Source organism: Streptococcus oralis, from assembly GCF_003943415.1.
GTDB lineage: Bacteria > Bacillota > Bacilli > Lactobacillales > Streptococcaceae > Streptococcus > Streptococcus oralis_BJ.
The window spans coordinates 32,642-45,431 of the sequence record NZ_RJPK01000007.1; the positions used below are offsets into that span (position 1 = coordinate 32,642).

Annotated in this window: 6 protein-coding genes; all 6 read right to left on the reverse strand. The window is 41.1% G+C overall.

Features of this window, described 5'->3' with window-relative positions:
* Positions 1-23 precede the first annotated feature (23 nt).
* The 6 genes from D8801_RS08575 to D8801_RS08605 all read right to left on the reverse strand — a co-directional run bounded on the left by D8801_RS08575 (position 24) and on the right by D8801_RS08605 (position 12,686).
* On the reverse strand, positions 24-863 hold the full coding sequence (locus D8801_RS08575) for a thymidylate synthase (RefSeq protein ID WP_125849199.1): 840 nt from the start codon (positions 861-863) through the stop codon (positions 24-26).
* Positions 864-961: 98 nt separating this feature from the next.
* Positions 962-1,921, reverse strand: a complete 960-nt coding sequence (locus tag D8801_RS08580) for an ROK family glucokinase (RefSeq protein WP_125849201.1) — start codon at positions 1,919-1,921, stop codon at positions 962-964.
* Between the two features lie 103 nt (positions 1,922-2,024).
* A complete protein-coding gene (locus D8801_RS09875) occupies positions 2,025-4,136 on the reverse strand; it encodes an Ltp family lipoprotein (protein WP_260468152.1) in 2,112 nt (703 codons plus the stop codon).
* Positions 4,137-4,254: 118 nt separating this feature from the next.
* On the reverse strand, positions 4,255-5,970 hold the full coding sequence (pabB, locus tag D8801_RS08595; protein ID WP_125849203.1) for an aminodeoxychorismate synthase component I: 1,716 nt from the start codon (positions 5,968-5,970) through the stop codon (positions 4,255-4,257).
* Between the two features lie 66 nt (positions 5,971-6,036).
* Entirely contained in the window at positions 6,037-12,120 is a 6,084-nt protein-coding gene (locus D8801_RS08600) for a ZmpA/ZmpB/ZmpC family metallo-endopeptidase (protein ID WP_125849205.1), read from the reverse strand.
* A 2-nt stretch (positions 12,121-12,122) separates the two neighbouring features.
* The gene (locus tag D8801_RS08605) at positions 12,123-12,686 is read right to left on the reverse strand and encodes a TIGR01440 family protein (protein ID WP_125399049.1); all 564 of its coding nucleotides are present in this window, start codon (positions 12,684-12,686) and stop codon (positions 12,123-12,125) included.
* Positions 12,687-12,790 lie beyond the last annotated feature (104 nt).

Below are 12,790 nucleotides of genomic sequence, written 5' to 3' on the forward strand. Positions count from 1 at the left end.
TTTCTCAACTTCTTTTTATTTTCTTAAATAGCCAAATCAAACTTCAGCTGCGGCTTAACCGGATCATAGTCAACCAACTCAAAGTCTTCCGCTTTGATATCAAAGAAATTAGTCCCATCTGGTACATTCAAAACCAAGCGAGGTTGGCAGTTTGACGGCTCCCGACGAAGCAATTCCTCTGCTTGTTCAAACTGATTATCATAGATATGAAGGTTATTGATAAAGTAGAAAAACTTCCCAACCTTCCAGCCAAAATGCTTAGCAATCATCATCTGTAAAGCCACGTACTGCATGGCATTGATATGGTGGGCCACCAGAATGTCATTAGAGCGCTGAGTCAAGGTCGCATCCAGATAGATGTCCCCATCTACCCGACGAACATCAAACATAGTCTGGAAAGCACATGGAAGAAGACCATCTGTCTCCTCAAAAGCTTGGTAATCCCAGAGAGAGATAATATTGCGACGGTTCCAAGGGTTAGCCTCCAACTGCTTGAGAATCTTATTGATGATATCATGTTTCTTAACGACCGCCCCATAGCGCTCACCGATGGTTCCCGTGTCTCCCACTTCCCAATCATTCCAGTAGTGGACGTTATACTTGCTATTTAGCACTTCTAGACTATTAGACTGATCTTGGTAGATCCAAAGGACTTCCTTGATAGCTGATTTGATGGCAATTGGACGTAGGGTTGTAATGGGAAATTCACCCTTTGACAAATCATACTCTGCAAAGGCACCCGTTACGTACTTGGAGTTGGCAACAGTCCCATCCTTGTATTTGGGACGTGCTTGTTCAGAAAAGACACCGTCTTTGAGGATTCGTTCAATATTCTCTTTAAAAATCGTATCTGCTTTTGTCATTTACTCTCACCTCATTTATAGTCTTAACTAGTATAGCATAAAATAATAAAAGAGGAACATTACTAACTCTAGGTTAGCATTTTCCCTCTTTTATTATTTTATTGCAATACAAGTGATGCTGCCCCAATTACTCCAGCGTCATTTCCTAGAGTTGCGAGAGCTAATTTAGTTGATGTGCGTACTTGTGGGAAGGTATTTTCATCATAAACCTTTTGCACGCCTTGGAGAAGGAATTCTCCTGCAGCTGATACTCCACCACCAATAACGATTGTTGATGGGTTTAGGATTGAGCCAATATTAGCACAAGCGATTCCCAAGTAACGTGAGAAGTTTCGGTAAACGATCAAGGCAAGGTCATCCCCTTCTTTTGCAAGGTCAAAGACAGTTTTAGCAGTTACTTCTTCACCGTCATCAATCAAGCGTTTCAAGGCTGCATCGCCTTCGTATTCATCAGCATAACGACGTGTCAAGTTGACAATCCCTGTTGCAGAAGCAACTGTCTCAAGACAGCCTTTCTTACCACAAGTACAAGCGATTGGTTGGTCAAAGTCAACAGTGATGTGGCCAAGCTCTCCTGCTGCACCAGCAACACCGTGAAGCAATTTGCCTTCTGCCACGATACCGCCACCAACACCTGTACCAAGTGTCATAAAGACAACGTCTGGTTGGTTTTCACCAGCACCCATCCAGCGCTCACCAAGAGCAGCTACGTTGGCATCATTATCGATGAAGAATGGAATACTCAAGGCTTTTTCAATCTTTTCTTTAATCGGTTGAAGGGTTTTCCAGTTGAGGTTGTAGGCACCGATAACAGTTCCTTTTTCACGGTCAACTACACCAGGTGATCCCATTCCAATCCCTCGGAAATCCGAAGCTGACAATCCAAGCAAGTCCAAACGATGTTGAATAGACTCAATCATATCATCTACAATATGGCTTCCTTCATCCAAAATATTAGTCTTGATAGACCATTTTTCTTGGATTTCTCCTGCTGTTGTCAAGATTGCAAATTTGATAGAAGTTCCACCAAGGTCAATCCCGATAATCTTTTGACTCATCATATTCTCCTTTTTAATTGAAAATGCTTACAGTACTAGTATAACAAAATCATCAAATTTGTGCAAAGGTTTGCATGAAAAAGTTACATTTTATAATTAATAACTATTTATCCCCTAGATGTTGAATGGCATAGTTTGCTTCTTCTTTTGTAAATTTTCCAATCCAAGAAGAAGTTAGCCTGTCATAAATTTCAGTTTTTGAGATATTACTATATTTTCGATATTCTCTTGCTTTAGCTAAGGCTTTTGCCTTATAATCTGCATTCAAGTGATCGATGGCATACTGCACTGCTGAACTTGAAAAACCATGAAACATTAATTGGTCATAGAGAGCTTTTTTTGACATATTTGCCCACGAATTATAGCTTTTCGCTCTCCTTAAAGCAGCATTGTACTGGTTCCCATCTGCTGGTTTTGGTTGCCGCACACCATCGTATCCTACATAGTAACGACCACCATCTACCCATTTATCCCTTACCATTTTGCCTTCAGAATCAACATAGTAACGACCGCCATCTACCCATTCATTCTTGGCCATCTTTCCATCCGGTTTATAATAATAAGCTCCTACCCATTTATTGCGAACATGGCTGCCTTCTGATGGTAGATTAAGTTTTTGAATGGCATAGTTTGCTTCTTCTTTTGTAAATTTTCCAATCCAAGAAGAAGTTAGCCTGTCATAAATTTCAATTTTTGAGATATTACTATATTTTCGGTATTCTCTTGCTTTAGCTAAGGCATTTGCTTTGTAATCTGCATTCAAGTGATCGATGGCATACTGCACTGCTGAACTTGAAAAACCATGAAACATTAATTGGTCATAGAGAGCTTTTTTTGACATATTTGCCCACGAATTATAGCTTTTCGCTCTCCTTAAAGCAGCATTGTACTGGTTCCCATCTGCTGGTTTTGGTTGCCGCACACCATCGTATCCTACATAGTAACGGCCACCATCTACCCATTTTTCCCTTACCATTTTGCCTTCAGAATCAACATAGTAACGGCCACCATCTACCCATTCATTCTTGGCCATCTTTCCATCTGATTTGAGATAAGAATTTCCTACCCATTTATTGCGAGCAGAGCTTCCTTCTGCTGTTAGATAATAATATGAACCATAGTTTTTATCATAAATCCAGTCACTTTTAACCTTTTTTCCATCAGAATCAACATAATAACGACCACCATCTACCCATTCATTTTTAGCTCTCTTTCCATCTGATTTGAGGTAGTAATTTCCTACCCAGCCAGACTGAACTTTAGATTGTGATTTATCCTGTTTAGGAGTTGTTTCTTTAGCTTTTTCAGTCGGTTTTGGTGCCGGTGTTTTTGGTTTATCAGCAGGTTTTTGTGCTGGTGTTTTCGGTTTCTCAGCAGGTTTTTGAGCTGGCGTTTTCGGTTTCTCAGCTGGTTTTGGTGCTGGCGTTTTCGGTTTCTCAGCAGGTTTTTGAGCTGGCGTTTTCGGTTTCTCAGCTGGTTTTGGTGCTGGTGTTTTTGGTTTCTCAGCAGGTTTTTGTGCTGGTGTTTTTGGTTTCTCAGCAGGTTTTTGAGCTGGCGTTTTCGGTTTCTCAGCGGGTTTCGGTGCTGGCGTTTTCGGTTTCTCAGCTGGTTTTGGTGCCGGCTTCGGCGCAGGTTTTGGTGCCGGCTTCGGCGCGGGTTTTAGTGCCGGCTTCGGCGCGGGTTTTGGTGTTGGCTTCGGCGCGGGTTTTGGTGCCGGCTTCGGTGCGGGTTTTGGTGCCGGCTTCGGTGCGGGTTTTGGTGCCGGCTTCGGCGCTGGTTTTGGTGCCGGCTTCGGTGCGGGTTTTGGTGTCGGCTTCGGTGCGGGTTTTGGTGTCGGCTTCGGCGCGGGTTTTGGTGCCGGCTTCGGTGCGGGTTTTGGTGCCGGCTTCGGAGCGGGTTTTGGTTCTGGTTTCGGTGCGGGTTTTGGTGCCGGCTTCGGTGCGGGTTTTGGTGCCGGCTTTGGCGCTGGTTTTGGTTCTGGTTTCGGTGCTGATTTCGGTGCTGATTTCGGCGCTGGTGTTTTCGGTTTCTCAGTTTGATTTGGTGCCGAAGTTGTATTCTCTTTTACAACCTTACCATTTTTAGATGAATCCTTTTCTTGAGCAGAAACATGCTGAGCCGAAAAAGGAAAGGCTTCAGTTGTATCTGCAAATGAAATAAGTCCCAGTGTGGCAGTTGCTAAGCTGGTTACTAAAATTTTTTTTGATTTTTTCATAAAAATCTCCATTGTTTTAATGATTTATACCTATAGTATACCATATACTTTATTTTGCTTTCAAATCAAATATTAAATATTCAGAAATAAATCTAAAACTTAATTGAAAAATCCATAGTTATATCACTTCCAACTCATACAAACCTCTGACTGCATTACAGCCATAGATAGTTTCCGCTTGGTCCAAGTCTGGCACAGTCAAGACTTTTTCCTCTACCTGTCCTGTTTCCAACAAATGCTGGCGATAAATTCCTGGCAAGATTCCTTGACTGATGGGTGGTGTGTAGAGTTTACCATTAATTTTTAAGACCAGATTTCCAATGGAGGTCTCAAGTAGTTCTTCTGACTTATTGTGGTAAATCTTCTCTTGCTCTCCTAGGCTTAAATGTGGTCTATGAGTAGTTTTGAAGTAGGTAAATGCTTGATTCAAATCTGCTTCTTGCAGACAAAGTTTGGCTTTGCAGAAACTTGGACTGAGGGGTGTTAAGATTTGGCGACTGAGTTTCATCTCTCCAGATTTGCTGAGACTAATTCGCAAACGGTAGTCTTGATTAACATCACAAACTTGGCACTCTTCCTCTATCTTTTGTCTCAGTTCTTCTGGATCAAAAGGATAAGCAAAATAACGACTCGCCTTTGTCAGTCTTTCCAGATGTTGACCTTCAAACAACAAACTCTTCTGGCTGATTTTCCCAGTTGTAATCAATTGGAAACGTGCTTGTTTACGATAGAGAACAGCCGCCTTTTGATGAACTTCACGGTATTCAGATTCCCAGGTGCTATCCCAAGTAATCCCTCCGCCAACTCCATAAATAGCTTGCCCTTTGTAGAGTTGAATGGTCCGAATGGCAACATTAAAAATCCGTCGCCCATTTGGAAGCAAGAGACCAATCGTTCCACAGTAAACTCCTCTGGGTTGTGGCTCCAAGTCCTTGATGATTTCCATGGTCGCAATTTTGGGTGCACCCGTTATGGAACCACAAGGAAAGAGAGAACGAAAAATGGCAACCAAGTCCACATCCTCTCGCAACTGACTCTTGATGGTCGAAGTCATCTGCCAAACAGTCGAATACTGCTCCACTTGGCACAGACGCTCCACATGCTCACTTCCAACTTCAGAAATACGGTTCATATCGTTTCGCAAGAGATCCACAATCATCATATTTTCAGAGCGATTTTTAGGATCCTGCTCCAACCAGCTAGCTTGGGCAAGGTCTTCTTGGTCAGTCACTCCCCGCTGGGTTGTTCCCTTCATTGGACGAGTCGTTAATTCTCGATCATTTTGCTCAAAAAAGAGCTCTGGGCTCATGGAAATCACTGCCATCTCATCATGTTCCACATAGGCATTGTAGCCCGCCTCCTGTTCTACCACCATGCGATTGTAGATTGCAAAAGGATTGGCACTTAAGTTTTGCTTGAGTTGGACGGTGTAATTGACCTGATAGGTGTCACCTTGACGCAAATGATGGTGAATCTGGGAAATAGCTTTTTCATAGTCTGTTGCAGATGTTTGTTCCCGCCACTTTGAAGGAAGATCTACTTCTTCATAAGTCAGAGGAATAGGGGATGTTTCTACCCTATCATGAACAGTAAAGTAAAGCAAATACTCGCCTAGTAGAGGAACCTTGTGAACTGCTAGTTTTTCCTCAAAAGCAGGTGCAGCCTCGTAACTGACATAGCCCACTACATAATAGCCTTGCTCTTGGTAGCTTTCCACTTGTGCCAGCAAGTTTGCCACTTCTGATAAATCTCTCGTTTTTAACTCTTTGATGGGCTGGATAAAGGTGTATCTCTCCCCCAAAGCCCTAAAATCAATCACTGTTTTTCTATGCATATCTTAAGTATAGCACAAAAAGGCAGATGCAGCTTAAGCTGATCCACCTTTTTAGTCATTTCGACTTTATAACGATGTTTTGGCAAATAAATTTCCAGAGAATCCATCTGATTTTTGAAGGAGCTGTTTGTAAACCTTCCATTTAAGATCTTCAGTATTTTTATAATGATTCTTTATATTTGGATTTTCCATGCTATCTAGGTCTTTTTGAACAGCTTCATCAAATAAGGACTTCAACTCAGCATAAGTAGAGATAGATCTGCCATTGATTTCGATTGTAGTGAAGCCGTTTTGAGCTTTGTCATAGACTTCTTTATACCAATGTTTCTTCCATGCTTCAAGAGTATCAAATTGGCCATTAGAGACTTTCTTGATAATGAAGTCATCACCCAACAATCCTTTGTTTTCCTTGTTGGCTTCCGCTTTATATTTGTTTGAAGCGTAACCAATAAATCCGTTAAGATAACCATAGTATCCCCACATACGGAAAGCATTATGTTTGAATGAAATCGAACCAACTGTACTCTTGCTGGTGTTTCCACCAAAGATACCCGACATCATATTTACGGTTTGGTAAGCACTGTCAAAACCTTCCGAACGATAACGTCCATTCCCTGGCATACCATGTTTTGTAACGAAGTTATGATCAACCAATTGATCGATGTTCGTAATCGTCAATTTCTTCTCATTATCCGTTAAATCACGTAATTTATCCCATTGATGTGGCTCGCCTTTCAGATTGTTTCGCTCAGCGTTCGTACGCCATTCTCGGTCCATCTTCTTGAACCACTTGCTGTTGTCGTCCAAGTGTTTTCCAATAACTGCATCTGCTTCTAGATGGTCCAGCATCATCAGAGCCTCGTTATAGTTCTTCATATAGTGATCAATTTCTTCACGGTTCTTTAACTTATTTGGATCATAATTGTAGATTTGATTGCCATCATTCTGACGTTCATAAGCCATGTTCAAACCTAAGGCGCCGTATTCACCATTTGGATTTGTCAACGATGGTGACTGGAGCATACCTTGCGCAAAGGACTCTAAGTCCGTCCCTTCACGATGATACCAACCACCATAGTAAGCCATACGATCATTCACGTGAGTCGTTTCATGTGTAAAGGCCGATGTCCCAAAATCACTTATCAACTCTGTCATAACAAAGTAGACAGCATCTTGCTGATTTGGAGCTGCAAAGATATATGCGTAAGCACCATATCCATACTGATAGCCATGATATTTATGGATCCGTCCAAAGAACTCTCGAATCGGAGCATAATCTGGTTTCCCATCCTTGTGACCATATCGGTTTGCCCAACCGATACCCGGCGCATCATGATTGTCCCAAACAGGTGTTGGAACACTATTTTCACTCTTGAGGAGCTTATTACGTACATTATCAGCAGCTAATTTTGACCAAAAGTCTAAGTAGTTCACCTGCTCTTTTGCTCTCTTATTGATTTCACTCTTGAAAGCTTCACGAGCCTCCTCAGTATTTTTACCATATTTTTCAAAAGCACTAAAAGAAATGGTATTATAGGTCGAAATCATGAAGAGATGCGAGTTCTTCAAGTTTAATAGAGGCAAAATCATCCGACCATGCACGCCATTATTAATCCCTTCATACAGACGATACTTCTTATGAGCAAAATCGGGGTTCAATGATGGCTGTTCTACCACATAAGCATTCTTTTCAATCGCCTTTTTAAACCAAACATTCATATCAGTTTCATTTGTAAACAATTTCATGTTATATGTTAGAAACTCATGAAGGCTTCCTTTACCTGTAGCACCTGCAATCACTCGACTATACGCATCTTGGGATTGGTCACCCTTAAGATTATTCTCTTTTGAGCCGATAGTGATCAAGCGATCTAAGACATTCACGTTCTTACCATAAAAATCTGGTTTAAACATCATAATATCTTTGATCGACAATCCATCATATTTAATGCCATAGTATTGGTTCAAATAAGCAAGCCCCATCATAATGTTGGCCTTATTGTCTTCAACTTTCTTAATGAAAGCACGTTGAGCTGCTTCATCATCATTTAGTTGATGATCTTCATTTTCAACAATTTGTTTCACCAAGTTTCCAAGATTTTGTTTTACTTCAGCAAAACTTTCTTCTAAGAATAAATCGCGAATGTAGCCATTTTTTCGTTCATCTGTGTTTTCTTGAGGTTTGTTCCGCTTGTCCATAAGAGCGCGCACTTCAGGAGAAATCAACTCCACACTGGATAATGTTTCTTTTGCCTTTGCAATCAAACCAGAACGATCTTTCACTAGCATATTTGACGTATAAACGATATTCTGGTTGGTCACTTCGTACTCTTTGACTTGTTTTACATCAGAGTCAGCTTTGACAGTAATGGCCAATTCTTCTTTGGTACCATCAGCATAGTGAATCATGATCTGATCAATAGCTGACAAGTCTGTTACAAACTGTCCATTCTTCAAACCAGTTACAGAAAGGACTTCTTTGGTCACCAAGTTTGAGCTTGCATCTAGTTTATTAGCCTGATTGACAATCCACTCCTTGTTATAGAATGGTTGTAATTTTTCAATATTGCGATAGGCAAGTTCGCGGTCAGCTCTGTAGTCTTGAATAGCCTTGTACTCGTCTTCACGGTGTGTCAAACGGTTTAATTTATCTACAACAGGATCATTGATTTCATACTCATGCGCTGTGATTCCCAGAGCAGCAATTTTCTTGTCTGCTTCTTCTTGCGAAATAGGCTTAATACGATGCTGTTGTTTAGAATATCTATATGAAGATTTTCCTTCACTCACACCAGTAACAACAAAGTTTCGATTTAAGCGGTCACCTGTCCAATAAGGATCATCATCAATATCAGATGAGCCATAGAAAATCTCACCGTTCTTAACTTTTATCATTGAAACAGTATCTTCAACGGAGCCCAAGGCATTTGTACTGCCTACAACACCACCCGCGCTAATCGGTTCTCTCACATCGATAGTACCTTTAGCTACAGATTTTTTAATGGCTCCGTCCCGATAAACTGCATGGTTATCCCCACCATTTTGTGACCAATAGGCAATGCCCGCAACTTTCGCTTTATTACCTGTTATTTGTGCATCAACATAGGCCTTCTCAACAGAACCTTTCCAGTTTTCTCCAACAATTCCAGCAAGAAAGGCGCCTTGATTCCCACCAGCATGAAGCTTACCAATGAATGCCACATTTGTTAATCTGCCGTTATTATCAATTTTATTGATCAAACCTGATACGTCATTATTTCCAACAACTGTACCCGTTACTTTCACATTATTGATCGTTGTGTTTTTTACAACAGCAGCCAAGGGAGCAACTCTATTTGCCCATGGCATATGAATGTTTACCTTACCGAGGTTAAGGTCATGGATATGGGCGCCTTCAGTATCGCCTAATAGTGGACGTTCCAAGTTATGAATCGTATATCGTTGACCGTCCACACTTGATAACTTGCCTCGGAACTTCGTCGTTACATATGATTTACCAGCTGCAGGAACATTGACCGCATTCAAGTCCGCACCAATTTTAAATTCACCAGATGGATTGGCCTGCATAGCTTTTACAAGTTCATTGAAATCGTAGTATACATTCTCCTCATGAGTTTTTGGTTTGGCAAAATAATGGACGTATTCCTCACTGAGCTGGTTACCATCCGTATGCTGAACGAGGTCAGGCGCTTTGGCAGTGACCTTATAAAGCGTTTTTCCATCGACTGTCACTTCTTTAATTTTGTCAATCGCAAGACGCGTCATCTTATTATCACGTGTAGCAATTTTTAGATAGTAAGACCTTACATCACTTGGAACAGAAGTTAAGAAACTATTATCCGTTTCCATGCCATTGTCGTCAACACTTATGAGGCTTGTTTCTTTTATATTTTTAACTTCGACCTTTTTTAAATCAATTCTCAGTGATTCTTCTTTGAGAATTTCTTCCTCGCTTCCTTCGCCACGATCATAAACCATTTTTGTTTCGAGTTTATAATCTTTGTAATATTGCAAATCTGTTAGAGTTGCAGTCAAGTTATCCGGTGAAACCGTCATAGTTTTGACGACTTCGTCGCCTTTTTTCAGGGTTAAAGTGATCGATTTAATCGCTGCCTTACTTGGATTTTCCAGATTATAGTGAATCTGAGATGAGCGTTTCAAATCCTGAATATCAACCTTTGAAAAAGTCAACACTGGCTTTTCGAAGTTTTTGGTACCTAGTTTAACAATACGGTCTTGGGCTAACTCGATGACCTGTTCAAGAATTTCAGGCGCTTCCTGCGTCTTGATTCCTTTGATGGTCTTGTAGGTTTTGATAACCTTTTTCTGACCGTCTTTTCCTTCTTGGATCGTAACTTTATCGCCCTTTTTCAATTGCGCGTCTTCTTCGACTATCTCTTTAAACGGAATTTTTTCAAGACTTTCTTCTGCAAGAGTTCCTTCTATTGGTTTCGTACCACGACTTATTTTTTTAGTGACTGGTTTTTTGATGACAGTGGTTGTTGTATTTAAAACTTGGTCAGTCTCAACACCTTCGACAGCTTTATAGGTCGTTTTGGTAACTTGGATCCCTTTTTCACCGTTTTGAACCACTGTTTCTTCGTCAGTGTATTTTGTAGGATCATCATAGATTTCCGTCTGGTAGTCAATCTCTGCGATTGTGTCTTTAGTAATTGTTCCTTCAGTTACTGTATATTCTGGAAGGTCCTCTTGAACAAGGGAGTGACCTTCCTTACCAGTTTCCTGGGTGCCTTTACTTTCAAGTTTCTCAGTATACGCTGGCAAACTATCTTGAACAAGGGACTCGCCTTCCTGGCCAGGTTCTTGTGTACCTTTGCTCTCAAGTTTTCCAGTATATTCTGCCCGAGGCTCTTGAACCAAGGATTCACCCTCTTTGCCGGATTCCTGAGTACCCTTACTTTCAAGTTTCTCGGTATACGCTGGCAAACTATCTTGAATAAGTGATTGACCTTCTTTACCGGGTTCCTGAGTGCCTTTGCTTTCAAGTTTTCCAGTATACGCTGGGGAATTGTCTTGAACAAGGGAGTCACCTTCTTTACCAGACTCTTGAGTGCCTTTTGCCTCAACCTTTCCAGTATATTCTGCCCGAGGCTTTTGAACCAAGGATTCACCCTCTTTGCCGGATTCCTGAGTACCCTTACTTTCAAGTTTCTCGGTATACGCTGGCAAACTATCTTGAATAAGTGATTGACCTTCTTTACCGAGTTCCTGAGTGCCTTTGCTTTCAAGTTTTCCAGTATACGCTGGCAAACTATCTTGAACAAGGGACTCGCCTTCCTGGCCTACCTCTTGGGTGCCCTTACTTTCAAGTTTTTTAGTATATTCTGGTAAACTATCTTGGACAAGGGACTCGCCTTCTTTACCTACTTCTTGAGTGCCCTTGCTTTCAAGTTTTTCAGTATACGTTGGCAAACTATCTTGAATTAGAGATTGGCCTTCTTTACCTACTTCTTGGGTACCTTTACTTTCAAGTTTCCCAGTATAATCTGGGGCATTGTCTTGGACTAGAGATTTCCCTTTTTTAGAAAAACTAGCTACTTTTATGTCAGTTCCTTTAAAATAACCAATATACTCATATCCTCCAATATCGATCACACCTTTCGTTAGTTCTTCATTTGAGGAGGCCGAGATCGTTTGATTGTAAGAAAGTAATTCTTTATTCTCAAAGGCAAAAGTAGCAAAAGGAATGAAGTTGCTGACACCAAGAGAACCAATCAAAAGCACTCCAAGAACTTTCTGACGCTGTTTTTTAGACACCAAAAAAACAGCTAAAGATGCTGTTGCAAGACCAAGACCTGCTAAAGCAAATTCTTTACTTCCTGTATAGGGAAGTTGTTGACTGTTAGTTGCCTTCTTGCGATAAACTACATAAATAATATCTTCATCTTGAAATTCTGTAGGAACTTCATGATGAATCAAGGCTTTTTCAGACTCGGTTAATTCTTGCTCCGTCAAATATCGATAATGGACTGAATTCACTTCAGCTAATTCATCTGCTTGGACTTTACCAGTTAACAACAAGCTGGCACCAACAAGAAAGGCCCCGATTGCTACAGGACCAACTCCAACAGTCAATTTACGAATAGAATACTTTAGGTTTTTTTGAAACTGTTCTTTTCTCTTTTTCATTCTCATATCTTTCTAATAGAATCTTGTGGATACTGCGCACGCGCACCACCGATTAATTTTGGACGACTTGCTAGAGCCGTAACATGGGCATGCCCAATCTCACGCAAAACTGGTCGAATCGGAACCTGCACATGTTTGACATGCATGCCGATTGCGGTATCTCCGATATCAATTCCCACATGAGCCGTGATGAACTCCACTTCAACAGGGTCCTTCATAAACTTGAAGGCTGCTAGCTGACCCGAACCCCCTGCATGAAGAGTTGGAAGGACGCTAACGATTTCCAGACCAAACTGCTCCGCTACTTGACGTTCAACGACGAGGGCCCGATTGACATGTTCACAGCCTTGAACGGCTAGGTGAATTCCTTTCACTTTCAGGATATCCAAAATGGTCTTCACAATGATTTCACCAATTTCTTGGCTTGATTCCTTGCCAATATGGCCTCCTAAAACTTCGCTAGAGGATAGACCTAGGACAAAGAGGCTTCCTTCACGCAATCCAGCCTTTTCCAAAACATCTTCAATTACCTGCTGTGTTTCTGTTTTAATTCTACTTTTGTCCATCACTCTTAACCTCATTTTTCTCCTACTATCATATCTTTTTTTAATGATTTTATCAAGGCGGACTAATCATTCTGATATTTGAAAGTAAAACTCCCAGAATGAAC